This window comes from Sphingomonas sp. STIS6.2, from assembly GCF_000732685.2.
Taxonomy (GTDB): Bacteria; Pseudomonadota; Alphaproteobacteria; order Sphingomonadales; family Sphingomonadaceae; genus Sphingomonas; species Sphingomonas aerolata.
Window position 1 is genome coordinate 6,215 of sequence record NZ_JPDP02000140.1, and the last position, 19,495, is coordinate 25,709.

The following is a 19,495-nucleotide window of genomic DNA, read 5'->3' on the forward strand; positions in this document are numbered from 1 at the left end:
CCGCGAAGGCGGGGATCCAGACTGGCAAAGGCTGCGAGTCATCAACAACCGCATAGACGATGGATCCCCGCCTCCGCGGGGATGACGTAGCAGGGGTGGGCACACCGTCTCCCCACCTCCAACCGTCATCCTGACGAAAGTCAGGACCAGAGCCAAGCAGCACCACCGCCCGAAACCCTGGGTCCCGGGTCAAGCCCAGGATGACGAAGAAGGGCGGACGCGCACTTCACCTAACCCGTCATCCCCGCGAAGGCGGGGATCCAGACCGGCAAACGCTGCGAGTCATCGGCAAACGCACAGCCTATGGATCCCCGCCTCCGCGGGGATGACGTAGCAGGGGCGGCCACACCGTCACCTCACCTCACCCCGTCATCCTGACGAAAGTCAGGATCCAGAGTTACGCGCGGTATCGGTATTGGCTCTGGATCCTGACTTTCGTCAGGATGACGGCAATCGGCGCACCGCGCACGCCGACCCCAGCCTACCGCAACACCACCGACAACCCGTCCAGCACGAACTGCACCGCCAGCGCCGCCAGCAGCACGCCGAGCAGCCGCGTGATCACCGCCTCGATCTTCGCGCCCAGGATCCGCATGATCGGCCCCGCCGCGAGCAGCGCGACGAGTGTCAGCAACAGGATCGTCACCATCGCTGCCAGCACCACTGCCGAGCGCTCGATCCCGCTGTTGCGGCTCATCAGCAGCATCACCGACGCGATCGAACCCGGCCCCGCGATCATCGGCATCGCCATCGGGAAGATCGACACGTCGTCGGCTTCGGGATCGCTCGCGACCTTGGCGGCGCGGTCCTCGCGGCGTTCGGTGCGCTTTTCGAACACCATTTCCAGCGCGATCAGGAACAGCATGATCCCGCCCGCGATCCGGAAGCTCGCCAGGCTGATCCCCAATCCTTTCAGCAACGCCTCACCGAACAGCGCGAACACGAACAGGATCGCCGCCGACACGCCGACCGCGCGGAACGCCATCGCGCGCTTCTGCGTCGCCGACGCGCTCGCCGACAGCCCGGCATAGATCGGCGCGCAGCCCGGCGGATCGATCACCACGAAGAAGGTGATCAGCGACGAGATATAGAGCTCGATCATGCGCCGGCCCGGTCGAGCGCCGCCTCGTCGATCGCGACACCTTCGCGCCGCCCGGCGGACACCAAGGTATTGCGCAACAGGCACGCGATCGTCATCGGCCCGACGCCGCCGGGCACCGGCGTGATCGCGCCTGCGACGCCGACCGCGCTCGTGAAATCGACATCGCCGACCAGCCCGGCCTCGGTGCGGTTGATGCCGACGTCGATGACGGTCGCCCCGGGCTTCAGCCAGTCGCCCTTGATCATCTCCGGGATCCCGACCGCGGCCACGACGATGTCCGCGGCGCCGACATGCGCGCGCACGTCGCGCGTCCGGCTGTGCACCACGGTCACGGTGCAGCTCTCGCGCAACAGCAATTGCGCCATCGGCTTGCCGACGATGTTCGACCGGCCGACGACCACCGCCTCCATCCCGCTCAGGTTCGGCACGACGCTTTTGAGCAGCATCACGCAGCCAAGCGGCGTGCACGGCACGAACCCCGCCGAACCCGTCGCGAGCCGCCCCGCATTGATCGGGTGGAAGCCGTCGACATCCTTGTCGGGATCGATCGCCGCGATCACCGCCTGCTCGTCGATATGTCTGGGGAGCGGCAACTGGACGAGGATCCCGTCGATCGTCGGATCGGCATTGAGATCGGCGACCAGCGCGAGCAGCGTCTCGGCGCCGACATCGGCGGGCAGCCGGTGCTCGACGCTCACCATCCCCGCCTCGCGCGTCGCCTTGCCCTTCGACCGGACATAGACGTTGGACGCAGGGTCCTCGCCGACCAGCACCACCGCGAGCCCGGGCGCGCGGCCCGCCGCTGCGGCAAAGGCGGTGACGCCGGTGGCGATACGGGCCCTAAGGCCGGCGGCGAAGGCCTTGCCGTCGATGATGGTCGCACTCATGCCCGCCGTCCTAAAGCGCGGCGGCGATTTCCGCCAGCGCAGGCGTGTCGCCCGCGACATGCGGGCGTTTCAGCCGCGCGGTCTCGCCCGCGACGATAGTGACCGCGCGTTTCGGCACGCCGAAGCTCTTGGCGACCAGCGCGATCAGCGCGGCATTCGCGGCGCCATCGACCGGCGCCGCCGCCAGCCTTGCGGCCAGATGCTCCGGGGTCCCCGCCATCAGCGCATCCCGCCCGCCGCGCGGCGTCACGCGGACCGCGATCGCCAGACCGCCGTCCACCGCACGCCAGGCGGCCGCATCGCTCACAGCCCGGGGGCAAGCAGGCTCTGTGCGATGTTGGGCACGACGATGTTGGTCAGGATGTACAGGATCAACAGCACGACGAGCGGCGACAGGTCGAGCGTGCCGAAATCGGGCAGGATCCGCCGGATCGGCCGATAGAGCGGCTCGGTGATCCGCTGCAACGCCTCCCATACCGACCGGACGACATTGCTCTGCGTGTTGATGATGTTGAACGCGATGAGCCACGACATCACCGCCTGGATCATGATGACCCACCAGACGAGGTTGAGCAGCAACTGGACGATCTGAAGAAGGGCGAGCAAGGCAAGGGTCTCCGCTGGTGTATGCCTTATATAAGGCAGCGGACCGACAACGAGAACCCCGCCGCCCCAAACAACCCCACCCGTCATCCAGACGAAAGAAGAGCATCCCCCCTGCCCCAACTCCGTCATCCTGACGAAAGTCAGGATCCAGAGCCAAGCAGCGTCATCCCCCGTAACCCTGGATCCTGGGTCAAGCCCAGGATGACGGCAGAAAACCCCTACCGCGCCCGCCCGTTCGCACTCACCAGCGTCCCAGCGCCCTGCCGCGTGAAAATCTCCAGCAGCATCGCATGCGGCACGCGCCCGTCGATGATCACCGCCGCGTCGACGCCCGATCCGACCGCCGCGACGCAGGTCTCGAGCTTGGGAATCATCCCCCCCGTGATCGTCCCGTCGGCGCGCAGCTCGGCGATCTTCGCCGGATCCAGATCGGTCAGCAATTCGCCCTGCTTGTCGAGCACGCCGACCACGTCGGTCAGCAGGAAGAACCGCGCCGCGCCCATCGCGGCGGCGATCGCGCCCGCCATCGTGTCGGCGTTGATGTTGTAGGTGTGGCCGTCCGCCCCGATCCCGATCGGCGCGATCACCGGGATGATGTCCGCGGCGATCAGCGTGTCGAGGATCGTCCGGTCGACCGCGATCGGCTCGCCGACGAACCCCAGGTCGACATGCCGCTCGATCCCCTGCAGCTTGTCGGGCTCGCGGCCATGGCCGACCTTCTGCGCGAGGACAAGGCCGGCGTCCTTCCCCGAAATCCCGACCGCGCGGCCGCCCGCCTGGCCGATCCAGCCGACGATTTCCTTGTTGATCGATCCCGCCAGCACCATTTCGGCGATCTGCGCGGTCTCCTTGTCGGTCACGCGCAGCCCGTCGACGAACCGCGATTCGACCCCCAGCCGCTTCAGCATCGAGCCGATCTGCGGCCCGCCGCCATGTACCACGACCGGGTTGATCCCGACCGCCTTCAACAGCACCATGTCCTCGGCGAAATCGCGCTGCAGCTCAGGGTCGCCCATCGCGTGCCCGCCATATTTCACGACGAAGGTCTTGCCGGCATAACGCTGCAGATAGGGCAGCGCCTCGGTCAGCGTCTCGGCCTTGGCGAGCAGGGCGGGATCGGGCGTATGATCGGTCATCCCGCCCCCTTAGCCAGTGCGAGGGGTTAGCGAAAGCCGCGCTGCCACCTCCCCCCGTCATTCCCGCGCAGGCGGGAATCCAGACTGGCTGGCCTCACGTCGGACTCACCGGCGTCCGAGACTATGGATCCCCGCCTCCGCGGGGATGACGAAGAGGGGGACGCCCCCCTCTTCCGTCAAACCCGGTCCAGCCGCCGCCCCAGCCGCACGAAGAAGGTGATCGCAAACGGCACCAGCACCACCGACAGCACCACCTTGGTCAGCATCTGCCCCGCCATCAGCTCGATGATCGGCCGCGCACCGAGGAACGAGATGGTGATGAACAGCACCGTGTCGATCACCTGCGACACGATGCTCGCGATCATGCCGCGCAGCCAGACCAGCCGCCCCTCGCCGCCGACCGGCCCCGCCAGCCGCGCGAAGATCAGCACGTTGAGCGTCTGCGAGATCCCGTAGGAGATCAGCCCCGCCATCATCATCCGTGCGCCCTGCCCGACGACGACCGGGAAGGCGTCGACCGCAGGCGGGTACATCCCCGGATCATGCGGCAGCGCGAGCACCAGCTGGATCAGCGCGGCGGACACCAGCAGCGGGATGAACCCCAGCCGCACCAGGAACGTCGCGGTCTTCTGCCCGTGCAGTTCCGAAATCGCGCTGCTGATCACCACCAGCAGCAGGAACGCGAAGATCCCCGCCTCGACCGCGAGCGGCCCGAGCGCGACCTGTTTCACCCCCAGCACGCCGGCGATGCACACCATGCCGCCATAGAGGACAGAGAAAATGAAGAGCGAACGCGGGAACGCGGGAAGGTCTGTGGTCATCGCGCCGGACGCTAGCGAAATGCCGCGCGCCGTCAAATGCCTAGCCCTTCTGACAGCGTACAGGCGTCAAATGACTGGCGAGCACGGCGTACCCGTGTCATGTCGGCCGCTTGCGCAGCCGGGGGGCCGCGTGTGTCATAGTACCAAAACGCAGGGCGTCCATGGAAAGACTGATCATCGGCCTTGCAGGCATCGCCGTCATCCTCGGCATCGCGGTGCTGCTGTCGAGCGACCGCCGCGCGATCCGGCTGCGGATCGTCGGCGCCGCCTTCGCGCTCCAGGCGGGCATCGCGATCCTCGTGCTCTATTCCAGCTTCGGCAAGGTCGTGCTCGGCAGCATGTCGGGCGGCGTCGCCAATCTGCTCGGCTATTCGCAAAAGGGCACCGAATTCCTGTTCGGCAAGATGGCGACCCCCGAGATCGGCGGCCAGAGCTTCGCGATCGCCGCCCTCCCCGTCATCATATTCTTCGCCAGCCTCGTCTCGATCCTCTATTATCTCGGCATCATGCAGTTCGTGGTGCGCTGGGTCGGCGGCGGCATCGAGAAGGTGATCGGCGTGTCGAAGGTCGAATCGCTCTGCGCGGCGGCGAACATCTTCGTCGGCCAGAGCGAATCACCGCTCGTCATCCGCCCCTATCTCGCCGGCCTCACCCCCGCGCAGCTCTTCACCGTGATGACCAGCGGGATGGCGGGCGTCGCGGGCACGATCCTCGCGGCCTATGCGTCGATGGGCATCCGCATCGACTATCTGCTCGCCGCCAGCTTCATGGCCGCGCCCGGCGGGATCCTGATGGCGAAGATCATCATGCCCGACCGCGTCACGCCGCCCGAGGGCGAGCTCGCGCTCGGCGACCTGCCCGGCGAATCGTCCGCGGGCGAACCCATGCCGCAGGCGACGCATGACGAGGAAAAGCCCGCCAACCTGATCATGGCCGCCGCCCAGGGCGCGCAGACCGGCGTCCGCCTCGCGGTCGCGGTCGGCGCGATGGTGCTCGCCTTCGTCGCGCTGGTCGCGCTCGCCAACGGCCTGCTCGGCGGGCTCGGCAACATGATCGGGCTGCCGGGGCTGAGCTTCCAGGGGCTGCTCGGCTATGTCTTCGCGCCGATCATGTTCCTCCTGAACGTGCCGTGGAGCGAGGCGGGGATCGCCGGCGGGCTGTTCGGGCAGAAGATCGTGCTGAACGAATTCGTCGCCTATATCTCGCTCGGCACGCAACCCGGGCTCAGCCCGCGGACGATCGCGGTGATCACCTTCTCACTGTGCGGCTTCGCCAATTTCTCGTCGATCGCAATCCAGATGGCGGTGACCGGCAGCCTCGCCCCCAACCAGCGCCCGATGATCGCCAAACTCGGCCTCCGCGCCCTCGCCGCCGGCAGCCTCGCGAACCTCATGTCCGCCGCCCTGGCCGGCCTCCTGATCAGCTAAACAAACCCCTCTCCCCTCGGGGGAGAGGGAGGGGCCCACGCGAAGCGTGGGAGGGTGAGGGCACGCGAGGCTCGAGACCGCTCATCCCAACCACCCCTCACCCTCCCGTCGCCTAAAGGCTCCTCCTTCCCTCTCCCCCAGGGGGAGAGGGACCCCAAAACCCCTCTCCCCCCGGGGGAGAGGGAGGGGCCCACGCGAAGCGTGGGAGGGTGAGGGCACGCGAGGCTCGAAACCCTCACCCCCTCACGGCAGCATCACCGTATCGATCACAGGATCAGCCCGTTCGACTGGCGCACATCGGCGATCGTGATCCGCCCCTTGTGCCCCTTGCCGTCCATGATGCCCCAGCCGCTGCCCGACTTCATGAACATCAGCGGCTCACCCTGCACGGTGGTGTAACTCGCAGTCCCGCCATCCGCCTTGGCCTTGGCCGCGATGTCGGCGGCCATGATCGTCCCCGGCACGACATGATAGGTCAGCACGCCCGCCAGCTGCGCCTTGTTCTCGGGCTTGAGCAGCGTGTCGACCGTCCCCGCGGGCAGCTTCGCGAACGCGGCATTGGTCGGCGCGAAGACCGTGAACGGCCCCGGCCCCGACAGCGTCTCGACCAGGTCGGCGGCCTTGACCGCGGCGACCAGCGTCGTGTGATCCTTCGAATTGACCGCATTCTCGACGATCGTCTTGGTCGGGTACATCGCGGCGCCGCCGACCATCGGGTTGGTCTGCGCGGCGACCAGCGCGGTGCCGCTGACGGCGACAGCGGCGGCAATGATCGTGGTACGAAACAGGGGGGTCATGACAGTCTCTCCTGATCGGCGCCGATGATCCGGCTGCCGCGGCGAAGATACGGCCACCCCGGCCGCAACGATGCACACGCTTTTTTACATTCCGGTGCGCAATGTTTCCCAGGCGGCAATCTCTTCGTCATGCCGCCGCGCGATCACCAGGTCGCGCGCACCCGGCTTGCCCGGATCCAGATCGACCGTCACCGACCCGGTCCATTCGACCGTCGCATTGCCCGACAGCGTCACCATCCCGTCCGCCCCCGCCTCGGCGCGGACCAGCCCGCCGCGGTTGAACACCGTCGTCGGCGTGTCATACGCGATCCGCCCCGTCAGGCACGCGGCAAAGGTCGACGCCGCCATCGCGCTGCCGCAACTGTCGGTCAGCCCGACCCCGCGCTCATGCGTGCGGACGAACAGGTCGGTCCCGCGCAGCTCGACAAAGCTCACATTGGCGCGGTTGGGCAGCCAGTCGGGCGCCGCCTCGCACGCCATGCCGACGCGGACCAGCTCGGCATCGTCGACCGCCTCGACGAACGCCACCAGATGCGGGTTGGGCATCGCCACCGCGGTGAACGCGCGCGTCGAGGGCAGTCCGGCGAGCGGCGCCTCGACGATCTGGTCCGCATCGACATGCATCGGCCACGCCGCAACATCGAGCGACGCCGGCCCCGCGGTCTCGCGCACCGTGAACACGCCCGGCGCGATGTCCGCGTCGCGCACGACCAGCGCATCGCTCGTCTTCAGCCGCGCGGTCGCGCGCGTCAGCCCGGTCGCGGCGAACCCCGCGCGCGCGACACAGCGCAGCCCGTTGAGGCACGTCTCCGATTCGCTCCCGTCCGAATTGAACATCCGCATCCCGAACGCCCGCCCCTGCTCGTCGCCGTCCGTCAGCAGCAGCAGCCCGTCACCCCCGACCGGCCCCGCGCGATCCGCGAGCGCGCGCGCAACCCGCGCCCAGTCCGCATCGCCCAGCGACAGCGCACGCGCGTCGATCAGCGGGAAATCGTTGCCGGAGCCGTGACATTTGATCAGATCGAAGCGCATGCCGCGCCCTTAGCCCCGTCGCCGCGCAAAGGCGAGCCGCCGCCCCCCTCGCGCCCTCTAACGTCCCCGCCCTCATAATGTGTCGCCAGCCGGTCGAGCGCGAGCGTCAGCACCAGCCGCCCCGCGCGCGCCGGCCAGGACAGCGCGCGCTCCGCCGCGGGCAGCCCCTCGCCCGCGCACACCACCCGCCACAGTATATCCGCCAGCCCCGGCCCCGCCGCCGCGATCGCCGCATCGAACCGCCGCTTCGCCGCGATCTGCGCGACGGTCGGGTCGAGCGCATCCTGCCCGCCGCCATCGACCCGCGGCGTCCAGCGCATCGTCACGCTCGGTGCGATCGACGCGGTCTCGTACGCCGCGCGCAACCGCTCGCCCGCCGCAAACTGCCGCGCATCGATCAGCCCGCGCGACCGCAGCCAGGTCAGCGGTGACTCCGCCCGGTTGACCGTCACGCTCCGCCCGCCACGCGCGACACCTTCCCGCTGCACCTCCCGCTCACCGACCCTGTCAGCTTCCCGCTCACCTTCCCTGTTGGCATCCCGCCGCATGCCCCGCCCGTCGATCGCGACCTCGATCAGATCCTGCATGCGCCGCCCTTTCCATTTGCCGAGTCCCGTTTGCCTTGCCATATTCGACCAGAAATTACAAGAGAAACTAACCTATCTGGTTTGTGCAAACGACGGAGCCTGTCGATGATCACTGCTATCCGTGCCGTCCGCCGCGCCAAGGGACTGACGCTCGACGACGTCGCAAGGCGTTGTGATCCCCCGACAACCGCGCAGACGATCGGCCGGCTCGAGACGGGGACGCGGACCGTGTCGGTCGGATGGCTCAACCGGATCGCCGCCGCGCTCGACGTCGCCGCGGTCGATCTCGTGACGATGCCCGAACGCGCCGATCTGCCCGTCGTCGCGATCCTGGATTCGACCGGAATTCAAGCCCCTACCCGCCCCAATCTCGCCACGCCGCCGCATGTCGAGCCGGGTCAGGTCGCAGTGACGGTGGCCGCCGGCGTCGGCGACTACCGCACGGGCGACGTGCTCTGGTGCACCACGCTCGGCCCCGACGACTTCGAGAGCGCGCTCTACCGCGACGTGCTCGTCCCCCGCCCCGCCGGCCGCTTCGCCTTTGGCCGTCTGGTCGCGCTAACCGACGGCAGTCCCACGCTTATTCCGGTCGGCGACGATGCCGCACCCCAGCAGATCGAGCGCCCCGTCTGGATCGCCCGCGCGGTCCGCCTGATCCGCACGCTCTGAGTCGGAACCCTGCATTGACGGCCCGGAGGCGGCGGGCCATCGCTGCCGCATGATCCGCGGCTTTTTCCTCTCGCTCGGCCAGCTCGGCGATCCTCCGGTGCTGCGCGTCTTCGCCAAGTCGATGGCGGTGACGCTGCTCGTCTTCGCCGCGCTCGGCCTGCTCATGTGGCTGGGCGCAAAGGCGATTTTCGCCGCCTGGCTCGGCAGTGACCAGGCCGGGATCGCCGCTGCGGTCGCGCTGTTCTTGACCATCCTCGCGGTCTGGATACTGTTTCGCGCGGTCGCCATCGCGGTCGTCGGGATCTTCGCCGACGATGTCGTCGCCGCGGTCGAGGCGCGACATTATCCCGCCAGTCTGGCTACCGCGCGACCCGTGCCGTTCGCGCGCAGCCTGGCGATGGGATTGCGCTCGGCGTTCCGCGTGCTGCTCGTCAACCTGTTGATGGTGCCCGTCTATATCGGCCTGCTCGTCACCGGGGTCGGGACCGCGGCGGCGTTTTTCGTGGTCAATGGCTGGCTGCTCGGGCGCGATCTCGGCGACATGGTCGCCGCGCGCCACATGGACGCCGCGGCGATGCGGGGCTGGCGTGCGACGACGCGGGCGTCGCGGTTCATGCTGGGTCTTGCGAACACCGCGCTGTTCGTGGTTCCGATCCTCAACATCGCCGCCCCCGTGCTGGGCGCGGCGATGGCGACGCATTTTTATCACGGGACGCGCGCAGCGGTGCGCGCCCGGGGGACCAGCTGATGACGAGATCACGTGTCAACGCGTTGAAAGGCTTCGCAGTCTCGCGATCCGGTGCGGGCCTGGCGATGGCCCTCGGCCTCGCGCTCGCGGGCTGCGCCGCGCCCGTCGCGACCGCGCCGGTCGGCCGCCCCGCCATCCCCTATACAAGCGTCGGGCTCGAACGCGTGATCGGCCAGACCGCCGCCGGGCTGACCCGGCTGTTCGGCGATCCCGACGCCGATATCCGCGAGGGCGCGGCGCGCAAGCTCCAGTTCCAGAGCGGAATTTGCGTGCTCGACGCCTATCTCTACCCCGCCGGATCGGGCGAGCCCAAGGTCACCTATATCGACGCGCGCGAGCTCGACGGCAGCACGATCGACCGCGCCAGCTGCGTCGCCGCGCTCACCCGCCGCGACGGCGGCCGCTAAGCCGCTCAGGGCCCGGGCGGCGGCACCGTTTCGGTCGCGCCCGCCGCGCCGACCGGGATCCGCGTCGCGGGCAGCGCCGCCTGGCATTCGGGCGGCGGCGCCGGCGGCCGGCGGTGGAGATGGTCGATCTCCGCCTGTCGCCGGTGCAGGTAGAAGGCGCGCGACGATGCATAGGGATCGCCCACATCGTCATGCAAACACTTGAGAGTTTCGTCGAAATCGGCGCGGTGGTCGAGCGCGCCGAGCACCCCGGCCGGCACCGTGTAGCTCGCATCGGTGAACGGCGAACCGATCGCAGTGGGCAGCAGCAACCGGTCGAGCGTCCCGCCGATCAGGTCGCGCACCGTCGTCGGCCCGACCAGCGGCAGGAACAGGAACGGCCCGTTGCCGATGCCGTGATACCCCAGCGTGTTGGCAAAGCCGTTCGACCGGCGCGGCAGCCGGAACGGCCGCTTCTTGGCGACGTCGATGACCCCCGCCGCACCGACCGTCGAATTGATCACGAACCGCCCGACCGTCTCGGCCGCCTTGCCCGGCTTGAACTGCAGCAGGAAGTTCACGAACACGATCGGCTCGCGCAAGTTATAGAGAAAGTTGTGAATACCCTTGCGGATCGGGCTCGGCACCTTGCGCTTGTAGACCCGCGCCACCGGCCCAACGACCGCGCTGTCGACCGCCTGCGTCGCCCCGAACGCCTGGGCATTCACGCCACGCAGCGGATCCCCGGCATCACGCGACTGCCCGACGACGACGATGTCCTTCTGCGCGTTCGGCTCGGCGGGCACGGGCGCTGGAACCGGGACAGTCTGGGACGCTGCAACCGGCGCTACGGGCACCACGGGCGGCGATACCGGCACGACGGGCGATTCGGGCACGCGCTGCTCGTCCGCAACCACCGTCGACGGCGCAACCGGGACCGGCGCGACGGGCAGCGGGTCGACGGCCTGCACCGCCAGCGCGGCGACCATCGTAGCAGTGGAAAATGCCAACATATGCAATCATCGCCCCTTGGACCGCCACCGCTGTCCGCATTGCCCCCGCAAGGCAAGTCTCGAATGCGCGCCCCTACACCGGCGTTCGTGAATAATTTCCCCTGTCGCGCGTCACTTGGCCCGCGTCAGCTTAAGTTCGCCCGGTCCCATTCCGCGCGGACGCCATCATCATTTTCGCCGCCGCGACGATCCGCTTTCTCGGCCGCGAATCGCACCGCGTCGAGTCGCGACAAGGCCCACACCGCCGTCCCGCGCACCACCGGCGCCGGATCGCCCAGCAACGCCGCGACGCCCTCCGACAAGGCCGGATCGCCGCTATTCCCCGCCGCGATCAACGCGTTGCGGACCATCTTGTCGCGCCCGATCCGCTTGATCGGCGATCCGGCAAAGACCTGACGGAATCCCGCATCGTCGAGCGCGATCAGGTCGGCGATCTCGGGCGCGACCAACTCGGCGCGCGGCGCAAAGGCGAGATTGGCGTTCGCTGCGGCGGCGAACTTGTTCCACGGGCACACCGCCAGGCAATCGTCGCAGCCATAGATGCGGTTGCCGATACCCGCCCGGAATTCCTCGGGAATTACCCCCGCATGCTCGATCGTCAGATACGAGATGCAACGCCGCGCATCGAGCCTGTAGGGCGCCGGAAACGCATCGGTCGGGCACGCGCGCTGGCACGCGTCACAGCTCCCGCACAGATCCCGACCCGCGGCGTCGCCCTTCAGCTCGAGCGTCGTGTAGATCGCACCGAGGAACAGCCAGCTGCCCTCTGTCCGGCTGACCAGATTGGTGTGCTTGCCCTGCCACCCCAGCCCCGCCGCCTCCGCGAGCGGCTTCTCCATCACCGGGGCGGTATCGACGAACACCTTGAGATCGAACGGATACTCGACACCGACCGCATCGCTCGCCAGCCACCGGCCGAGCGCCTTCAGCTGCCGCTTGATGACGTCGTGATAATCCGCCCCCTGCGCATAGACCGAGATCCGGCCGACCTCGCCTTGCTCCGCCAGCCGCAGCGGATCGTCCTTCGGCGCATAGCTCATGCCCAGCGCGATCACGCTGCGCACCGCGGGCCACAGCCCGGCAGGGCTCGCCCGCTGCGCGCGCCGCTCCTCCATCCAGATCATGTCGCCATGCCGCCCTTCGGCCAGCCACTGGTGCAGCCGCTCGCCCGCCAGCGGCGCTGCATCCGCGCGCGCAATCCCGCACGCCGCAAAGCCCAGTTCGGCCGCCTTGGCCTTCACGCGCGATTCGAGGTCGGATGGCTTGTCGTCGGGCACGTCCGCCCGCTACCACAGGCGCTCGGCTTGAAGGAAGTTTGCGCGTGGGCGAGGAATGGGCGGTCAAGGCCAGCGGGCTGGTCAAGCGCTTCGGCGACCGGCGGGTGGTCGACGGCGTCGACATCGCCGTGCCGACCGGCGCGATCTATGGCGTGCTCGGGCCGAACGGCGCGGGCAAGACCACGACGCTGCGCATGCTGCTCGGGATCATCGAGCCCGATGAAGGCCACCGCACGCTGCTGGGCTTCGACAGCCCGCGCGACGCTTCGGATCATGTCGGCTATCTGCCGGAGGAACGGGGACTTTATCCCGCGATGAAGGCACGCGAGGCGATCGCGTTCATGGGCGCGCTGCGCGGTCTCGACTGGAAGACCGGACGTGCGCGCGCGGTGACGCTGATGGAGGGGGCGGGGCTCGGCCATGCGGTCGACGAGAAGATCCGCAAATTGTCGAAGGGCATGGCGCAGCTCGTCCAGCTGCTCGGCTCGGTCGTGCATCAGCCCGATCTGCTCGTGCTCGACGAACCCTTTTCCGGGCTCGATCCGGTCAACCAGGAACGTCTTGAAAAGCTTATCCTTGTCGAGCGCGATCGCGGCGCGACGATCCTGTTCTCGACGCATATCATGAGCCATGCGGAACGGCTGTGCGACCGGCTGGCGATCATCGCCGGCGGCAAGCGCCGGTTCGAAGGCACCGTCGACGACGCGCGCGGCGTCCTGCCCCAGCGCGTTCACTACACCCCGCACCGTCCCGACCCCGCGATCCGCGGCGTGCTGCCCCCCGATGCGCTGCCCGATCGCGACGGCTGGCGGTTCGAACTGCCGGGCGGCGGGATCGAGACGCTGCTGGTGCGGCTGATCGACGCCGGATACGGCATTTCCGGGCTCTCGATCGAACGCCCCGGGCTGCACGAGGCGTTCGTGCGAATCGTCGATCAGCAGGAGGCGCAGCCATGACCCGCTTCCGCCGCACGCTGCGCCAGACCTTCACCATTGCCCGCCGCGATTTCACCGCGACCGTCTTCACCCCGATCTTCCTGCTCTTCCTGTTCGCGCCGCTGATCATGGGCGCCTTCGGGGCGGTCGGCGGGCTCGGCGCGGCCAGCGTCACCGACGGCGCGCAGGACAAGGCGCAGATCATCGCGATCCTCCCCGCCGCCGAGTCGCGTATGATGGCCGAGGCCGACACGCGGCTGCGCGGCATCTTCCGGCCAGGCGAGGGACCGCCCGACCTGACCACCCAGCCGGCCTCCGCCGATCCGGCGGCACAGGCGCGCAACGCCTTCAACCGCAACGATATCGACGCCGCCGCAGTGCTTTACGGCCCGCTCGCGGCGCCACAGATCCTCTATGGTCCACGCGGCGACCGCGCCGCGGGCTATCTCGCCACGCTCGCGCAGACGACGCTGGCGGCGCAACAGGCGGGCGGCACGCTGCCCCGGATCGACGTGACCAAGACCCGGATCACGCGGTCGCGCGGCTCGGTCGGTGGCCAGCATCAGTCCGCCTTCTTCGCGGTGTTCGGGATCTTCTTCCTGACGCTGTTCCTCTCCGGCCAGGTCGTCGGGACGATGGCCGAGGAGCGCAACAACAAGGTGATCGAGGTGCTCGCCGCCGCGGTCCCGCTCGAATCGGTGTTCTTCGGCAAGCTGATCGGCATGTTCGGCGTCGCGGTGCTGTTCGTCGCCTTCTGGGGAACCGTCGTCGGACAGGTCACGACATTGCTTCCCGCAGGCGCGGCGGCGGCGATCGGCGATCTCCGTCCCGCAGTCGGCGGACCGATGTTCGCGTTGCTGTTCGCCGGCTATTTCACCATGGCCTATCTGCTTCTGGGATCAGTGTTTCTCGGCGTCGGCGCGCAGGCCTCGACGATGCGCGAGATCCAGATGCTGTCGCTGCCGATCACGATCCTTCAGGTCGCGATGTTCGGCCTCTCGTCCGCCGCGGTCTCGCGCCCCGGCAGCTGGATCGCGACGCTCGCCGAGCTGTTTCCGCTTTCCTCGCCCTTCGCGATGGCCGGGCACGCGGCCAATTCCCCCGAGCTCTGGCCGCACGTCGCGGCGCTGGCCTGGCAGGCCCTGTGGGTGACGATCTTCATCGTCGTTGGCGCACGACTGTTCCGCCGCGGCGTGCTCCAGTCAGGCAGCGCGCGGCCCTTCTGGCGCCGCGCGAAGCCCCACTGACACAGGTTGTTGACATCGCTGTCAGTACTTGGTCTCCTGCCCGAAAACAGGAGAGTGATGGGTGGCGACGCTTGCAGGGGACATCACGACGGCTCCGCTTGGCGGCCCCGTAACTACCGGGGCGGCAACCGGAAAACACCCGATCGACCCGCTCGATGTCAGTCGCGCGGACCTCTACCGCGACGATGTCTGGCACGCCCCCTTCCGCCACCTTCGCGCGCATGCCCCGGTCCACCATGTCGCGAGCTCGGATTACGGCCCCTATTGGTCGGTCTCGAACTACCGGGGGATCGTCGAGGTCGAGTCGCTGCCCGACCTCTATTCCTCCGAAGCCGGCGGCATCACCCTCGCCGATTTCGATCGCGATCGCGACGTCCGCATGCCGATGTTCATAGCGCGCGATCGCCCGATCCACACCAGCCAGCGCCGCACGGTGGCGCCCGCCTTCACCCCGAGCGAGATGACCCGCATGGCGCCCGACATCCGCCGGCGCACCGCGGAGATCCTCGACGGGCTCGACTGGAACACGCCGTTCGACTGGGTCGACCGCGTCGCAATCGAACTGACGACGCAGATGCTGGCGATCCTGTTCGATTTCCCGTGGGAGGATCGGCGCAAGCTAACCCTGTGGTCGGACTGGGCGGGCGACATCGAGCTCGTCAAGAACGAGGAGACGCGCAAGCAGCGGCTCGCGCATATGTTTGATTGCGGGGCCTATTTCCAGACGCTCTGGAACGCCAAGATCGACCGGCCGCCGACCCCCGACCTGATCTCGATGCTGATCCATTCGGATGCGATGGCGCATATGGAGCATCACGAATTCATCGGAAACCTGATCCTCCTGATCGTCGGGGGCAACGACACGACCCGCAACTCGATGTCGGCGCTGGCCTATGGCCTCGACGCATTTCCCGACGCCCGCGCCATGCTGGAAGCGAATCCGGCGCTCATTCCCAACGCCGTGAGCGAGATCCTCCGCTGGCAGACGCCGCTCGCGCACATGCGACGCACCGCGACGCAGGATACCGAACTGCAGGGCCAGTCGATCAAGGCCGGCGACAAGCTGGCCCTGTGGTATCTCTCGGCGAATCGCGACGAGAGCGTGTTCGGGGATGATGCCGACGCGATCCGCGTCGACCGTCCCAATGCGCGGCGCCATCTCGCCTTCGGCCACGGCATCCACCGCTGCGTCGGGGCGAGGCTCGCCGAGATGCAGCTCGCGATCCTGCTCGAGGAGATGGCGAAGCGCCGCATGCGGATCAACGTGGTCGGCCCGCCGACCCGAGTCGCCGCGTGTTTCGTCCACGGCTATCGCACGCTCCCCGTCGAGATCAGCCGCTACTGACTTTCATCGCCCGCCCCCGCACGCATCCTGTTCGCGGCAAAGTTCGTACTTATATCATGACCATGACACACACATCGCCCGATCGCCGCACGTTCCTCACGCTCGCCGGCGCAGGCGCGGCGGGCTTTGCCCTCTGGGGCTGCTCGTCGCAGTCCGCCCAGGCCGCCGAACGCTTCGAGGTCACGCTGAGCGATGCACAGTGGCGCAAGAAGCTGTCGCCGGATGCCTATAACGTGCTGCGCAAGGAAGGGACCGAGCGACCCTATTCGAGCCCGCTCAACGGCGAACATCGCGCCGGGATCTTTTCCTGTGCCGGCTGCGCGCTCCCCGCCTTTTCGTCAAAGACCAAGTTCGAGAGCGGGACGGGATGGCCGAGCTTCTGGCAGCCCTTGACCAATGCCGTGCGGACCCGGGTCGATTCGACGCTCGGGATGGCGCGGACCGAGGTGCATTGCCGACGCTGCGGCGGGCATCTCGGCCATGTGTTCGACGACGGCCCCAAGCCGACGGGAAAGCGCTATTGCATGAACGGCGATGCGCTGACGTTCCGGGCGATGGCGGCCCGGTAATCGCTTAACTGGTTCAGCCCGCGTCGTTTACGAGCGTGAAGATGCCGCGCGGGTCGGTCGGGCCATGCTGCACCGTGGCGAGCTGAGCGGCATTGGCACGCTGCGTCGCGCTGGGCGCGCTGACCATCTGAAGCGACGGCTGGGCGGGGGCGTCGAGCGTGTCGCCACGCGGTGCATGGCCTGAATAGATGAAGCCCTTGGTCGGATAGGCCGAGGTGCCGAGATCGCCCTGCGGCCCGTACCAGACCTTGACCATGCTCCAGTCGCCCGCGTCGGACACGTCGATCGCGCGAACATTGGTTTCGATCGCACCGCGGCGCGACCAGTTGGCATGGGTCAGGAGCACTTCGCGGTCGCTGACGACCTTCGAGACCATCGCGACATGGCCGACGCGCATCCGCGAGGTGGGCGAGAAGGCGAGGACGGCACCGGCCTTTGGTGCATGGCCACGCTCGTAGCGGCCCTCGGCCTGGCTCCACCAGGTGTTCGCATTGCCACGGATCTCGATGCCCGACACCGAGCGGGCAAAGGTCACGCACTGCCAGAACTGGGCCGCTGCCGGTGTGGCCGTCATCAGGCCGCACGATACCACCAGCGCAAAACGCGCTGCTAACGCCTTGAAATTCATCGAGACCCCCCGGTCAAAACCCGTTCGTCACAGTCTGGCTACGGGAGTGCGGATTTAATTGAAAGGCGTCGCGGAACCATATCCGACGAAGCGTGTTGCCGCGCCGACGAGCCCCTTTTTTAGCCGACCATGCCGCCCTTTTTCGATGTTCTGCCGCTGATGCAGCGGACACGCGCATGCGGGCCGGGATCGTTAGTCCCGCACCCATCAAGAGAGCGCAGGAGGGCCGGCTTTGCGCTAACAGTACGGCGCACCACCTCGTCAAACCACGGCGATTCGAAAAACGGGTTTGCTACGCACGCCGCGCGGCGATACCAGTCGCAAAAATCTCTGGAGGATGCCGCATGGATACGACCACCCTGTTTCGTCTCGACGGCCGCGTCGCGCTGATCACCGGCGGCAGCCGCGGCATCGGCAAGATGATCGCGGCGGGCTTCATCGCGCAGGGCGCGAAGGTCTACATCTCGTCGCGCAAGGCGGATGCCTGCGAAGCCGCGGCGGCCGAGCTCGGCCCCAACTGCATCGCGCTGCCGCAGGACGTCTCGACCGTCGCCGGCTGCAAGGCGCTCGCGGCGCAGTTCGCCGAGCATGAGAGCCGGCTCGACATCCTCGTCAACAATGCGGGCGCGGCCTGGGGCGTTCCGTTCGAGGAGTTTTCGGAGGTCGGCTGGGACAAGGTCATGGACCTTAACGTCAAATCACCCTTCTTCCTGACCCAGGCGCTGCACGCGGCGCTTAAGGCCTCGGGCTCGCGCGATCGGCCGGCCAAGGTCATCAACATCACCTCGATCGACGGCCAGCGCCTCAACCCGTGGGAAACCTACAGCTATCACGCGTCGAAATCGGCACTGATCTATCTGACCAAGCGCATGGCCGCGCGGCTCGTGACCGATTCGATCAACGTCACTTCGATCGCCCCCGGCGCATTCGCCAGCGACATGAACAAGGCCGCCCGCGATCACGGCGACGCTGTCGCGCAAGGGATCCCGGCCAAGCGGGTCGGCGTCGACGAAGACATGGCCGGCGCCGCGATCTACCTCGCCAGCCGCGCCGGCGATTACGTGATCGGCGAGACCATCACCGTCGACGGCGGCCTCGTCCACGCCTCGCTAGGCACCAGCATCGACGCTTGATCACAAACCCCTCTCCCCTCGGGGGAGAGGGAGAGTTCACCGAGCAATCCCACCCGCCGCGAGCACCGCCAGCGTCACCAGCTCGCTCGCCGTGCTCGTCATCGGCGCGACCTGCACCGGCTTCTCCATGCCGATCAGCATCGGCCCGATCACCGAATCCCCCCCAAGCTCGCGCAACAGCTTGGCCGAGATATGCGCGGACTGAAGACCCGGCATGATCAGCACGTTCGCCGGCCCCGACAGTCGCGCGAACGGATAGTTCGCCAGCTGCTTCGGGTTGAGCGCCACGTCCGGCGCCATCTCGCCCTCATATTCGAACCCGACCTGACGACCGTCGAGCACCGTCACCGCGTCGCGGATATTGTCGAGCCACTCGCCCTTCGGATTGCCGAAATTCGAATAGCTCAGGAACGCGACGCGCGGCTCATGCCCCATGCGACGCGCGACCGCTGCGGTCTGCTCGGCGAAATCGGCGAGCTGCTCGGCGGTCGGACGTTCGTTGACCGTGGTGTCGGCGATGAACACCGTGTGGCTCTGCCCGACAAGCAGATGGATGCCGAACGGCGTCTTGCCCGCGGCCGGATCGATCACGCGGTAGATCTGGCGCATCGTCTCGCCATAGGTACGCGTGATGCCGGTGATCATCGCATCGCCCTCGCCGAGCTGCAGCAGCAGCGCACCGAAGATGTTGCGATCCTGGTTCACCATCCGCTCGCAGTCGCGCCGCAGATACCCACGACGCTGGAGCCGGGCGTAGAGCAGCTCGACCATCTTCGGCACCAGCGGCGAGACGCGGCTGTTGTGCAGCTCGAAGCTCTCGGGATCGGTGACGCCCAGCGCGCGCAACCGGTCGGGCACGTCGTCGCGACCGACCAGCACCGGCGTACCGTAGCCGCCCTCCTTGAACGCGATCGCCGCCCGCAGCACGACCTCTTCCTCGCCCTCGGCGAAGATGACACGCTTGGGATGCGCCCGTGCGCCCTCATAGGCCATCGACAGCACCGAGGTGGTCGGGTTGAGACGCGCGCGCAGCGACTGGCGATACGCCTCGATGTCGAGAATCGGCTTGGTCGCGACGCCCGATGCCATTGCCGCCTTGGCGACCGCGACGGGAACGACCTCCATCAGCCGCGGATCGAACGGCGCGGGG

At 68.0% G+C, this 19,495-nt stretch carries 21 protein-coding genes and 1 pseudogene; 9 read left to right on the forward strand and 13 right to left on the reverse strand.

The window, feature by feature from the left end; genetic code table 11:
- Window positions 1-481 precede the first annotated feature (481 nt).
- The 6 genes from sphst_RS14400 to sphst_RS14430 form a co-directional block, all read right to left on the reverse strand.
- Window positions 482-1,102 (reverse strand): MarC family protein, encoded by a 621-nt coding sequence (locus sphst_RS14400; RefSeq protein WP_107045734.1) that lies wholly within the window; start codon window positions 1,100-1,102, stop codon window positions 482-484.
- A complete protein-coding gene (folD, locus tag sphst_RS14405; protein WP_107045735.1) occupies window positions 1,099-1,989 on the reverse strand; it encodes a bifunctional methylenetetrahydrofolate dehydrogenase/methenyltetrahydrofolate cyclohydrolase FolD in 891 nt (296 codons plus the stop codon). Before folD ends, sphst_RS14400 begins: the two co-directional genes overlap by 4 nt.
- A 10-nt stretch (window positions 1,990-1,999) precedes the next feature.
- Complete coding sequence (locus sphst_RS14410; protein WP_107045736.1) at window positions 2,000-2,296, reverse strand: DUF167 domain-containing protein; 297 nt, start codon at window positions 2,294-2,296, stop codon at window positions 2,000-2,002.
- The gene (locus sphst_RS14415) at window positions 2,293-2,595 is read right to left on the reverse strand and encodes a YggT family protein (RefSeq protein WP_031395935.1); all 303 of its coding nucleotides are present in this window, start codon (window positions 2,593-2,595) and stop codon (window positions 2,293-2,295) included. Before sphst_RS14415 ends, sphst_RS14410 begins: the two co-directional genes overlap by 4 nt.
- A gap of 218 nt (window positions 2,596-2,813) precedes the next feature.
- Entirely contained in the window at window positions 2,814-3,731 is a 918-nt protein-coding gene (gene argB / locus sphst_RS14420) for an acetylglutamate kinase (protein ID WP_056406920.1), read from the reverse strand.
- Between the two features lie 176 nt (window positions 3,732-3,907).
- Entirely contained in the window at window positions 3,908-4,552 is a 645-nt protein-coding gene (locus sphst_RS14430; protein WP_107045741.1) for a queuosine precursor transporter, read from the reverse strand.
- Window positions 4,553-4,713: 161 nt separating this feature from the next.
- On the opposite strand from sphst_RS14430, the gene sphst_RS14435 reads away from it, so the two are divergent.
- On the forward strand, window positions 4,714-5,979 hold the full coding sequence (locus tag sphst_RS14435; RefSeq protein WP_031440507.1) for a NupC/NupG family nucleoside CNT transporter: 1,266 nt from the start codon (window positions 4,714-4,716) through the stop codon (window positions 5,977-5,979).
- Window positions 5,980-6,222: 243 nt separating this feature from the next.
- Here the strand turns inward: sphst_RS14435 and sphst_RS14440 are convergent.
- From sphst_RS14440 to sphst_RS14450, 3 genes and pseudogenes are all read right to left on the reverse strand, one after another.
- Window positions 6,223-6,776 (reverse strand): annotated as a pseudogene (locus tag sphst_RS14440) (fasciclin domain-containing protein).
- 84 nt (window positions 6,777-6,860) lie between these two features.
- On the reverse strand, window positions 6,861-7,808 hold the full coding sequence (gene dapF, locus sphst_RS14445) for a diaminopimelate epimerase (RefSeq protein WP_107045738.1): 948 nt from the start codon (window positions 7,806-7,808) through the stop codon (window positions 6,861-6,863).
- Window positions 7,793-8,395 carry a DUF6456 domain-containing protein gene (locus sphst_RS14450; RefSeq protein WP_234387673.1) on the reverse strand — a complete coding sequence of 201 codons (603 nt, stop codon included), beginning with the start codon at window positions 8,393-8,395 and terminating at the stop codon, window positions 7,793-7,795. The genes dapF and sphst_RS14450 overlap by 16 nt, the downstream gene beginning before the upstream one ends.
- Window positions 8,396-8,500: 105 nt before the next feature.
- Between sphst_RS14450 and sphst_RS14455 the strand changes: the two genes are divergently transcribed.
- From sphst_RS14455 to sphst_RS14465, 3 genes are read left to right on the forward strand one after another with little or no spacing between them, the layout of a single operon-like run.
- Entirely contained in the window at window positions 8,501-9,064 is a 564-nt protein-coding gene (locus tag sphst_RS14455) for a helix-turn-helix domain-containing protein (RefSeq protein WP_031394722.1), read from the forward strand.
- Window positions 9,065-9,113: 49 nt separating this feature from the next.
- Window positions 9,114-9,812: an EI24 domain-containing protein gene (locus tag sphst_RS14460; protein WP_107045739.1), complete on the forward strand. Its 699-nt coding sequence runs from the start codon at window positions 9,114-9,116 to the stop codon at window positions 9,810-9,812.
- The gene (locus tag sphst_RS14465) at window positions 9,812-10,219 is read left to right on the forward strand and encodes a hypothetical protein (RefSeq protein ID WP_107045740.1); all 408 of its coding nucleotides are present in this window, start codon (window positions 9,812-9,814) and stop codon (window positions 10,217-10,219) included. The genes sphst_RS14460 and sphst_RS14465 overlap by 1 nt, the downstream gene beginning before the upstream one ends.
- Before the next feature lie 5 nt (window positions 10,220-10,224).
- Here the strand turns inward: sphst_RS14465 and sphst_RS14470 are convergent, their stop codons facing one another.
- The gene (locus sphst_RS14470; protein WP_234387674.1) at window positions 10,225-11,211 is read right to left on the reverse strand and encodes an MlaA family lipoprotein; all 987 of its coding nucleotides are present in this window, start codon (window positions 11,209-11,211) and stop codon (window positions 10,225-10,227) included.
- A gap of 125 nt (window positions 11,212-11,336) precedes the next feature.
- Entirely contained in the window at window positions 11,337-12,488 is a 1,152-nt protein-coding gene (gene queG, locus sphst_RS14475) for a tRNA epoxyqueuosine(34) reductase QueG (RefSeq protein ID WP_031392873.1), read from the reverse strand.
- Window positions 12,489-12,526: 38 nt separating this feature from the next.
- On the opposite strand from queG, the gene sphst_RS14480 reads away from it, so the two are divergent.
- The 4 genes from sphst_RS14480 to msrB all read left to right on the forward strand — a co-directional run bounded on the left by sphst_RS14480 (window position 12,527) and on the right by msrB (window position 16,584).
- Window positions 12,527-13,444 (forward strand): ABC transporter ATP-binding protein, encoded by a 918-nt coding sequence (locus tag sphst_RS14480; RefSeq protein WP_031392874.1) that lies wholly within the window; start codon window positions 12,527-12,529, stop codon window positions 13,442-13,444.
- Complete coding sequence (locus sphst_RS14485) at window positions 13,441-14,670, forward strand: ABC transporter permease (protein WP_031392875.1); 1,230 nt, start codon at window positions 13,441-13,443, stop codon at window positions 14,668-14,670. The genes sphst_RS14480 and sphst_RS14485 overlap by 4 nt, the downstream gene beginning before the upstream one ends.
- 142 nt (window positions 14,671-14,812) lie before the next feature.
- Window positions 14,813-16,015, forward strand: a complete 1,203-nt coding sequence (locus sphst_RS14490) for a cytochrome P450 (protein WP_031392876.1) — start codon at window positions 14,813-14,815, stop codon at window positions 16,013-16,015.
- A gap of 62 nt (window positions 16,016-16,077) precedes the next feature.
- Entirely contained in the window at window positions 16,078-16,584 is a 507-nt protein-coding gene (msrB, locus tag sphst_RS14495) for a peptide-methionine (R)-S-oxide reductase MsrB (RefSeq protein ID WP_031392877.1), read from the forward strand.
- A 13-nt stretch (window positions 16,585-16,597) separates the two neighbouring features.
- On the opposite strand, the gene sphst_RS14500 is transcribed toward msrB, so the two are convergent.
- Window positions 16,598-17,212: a CHAP domain-containing protein gene (locus sphst_RS14500; RefSeq protein ID WP_081877380.1), complete on the reverse strand. Its 615-nt coding sequence runs from the start codon at window positions 17,210-17,212 to the stop codon at window positions 16,598-16,600.
- A 344-nt stretch (window positions 17,213-17,556) separates the two neighbouring features.
- On the opposite strand from sphst_RS14500, the gene sphst_RS14505 reads away from it, so the two are divergent.
- Entirely contained in the window at window positions 17,557-18,345 is a 789-nt protein-coding gene (locus sphst_RS14505; protein ID WP_031392879.1) for an SDR family oxidoreductase, read from the forward strand.
- Between the two features lie 36 nt (window positions 18,346-18,381).
- Here sphst_RS14505 and sphst_RS14510 read toward each other — a convergent pair.
- Window positions 18,382-19,495 (reverse strand): phosphate acyltransferase (locus tag sphst_RS14510; RefSeq protein WP_267895127.1); only part of this gene is annotated, 1,114 nt, incomplete at its 5' end.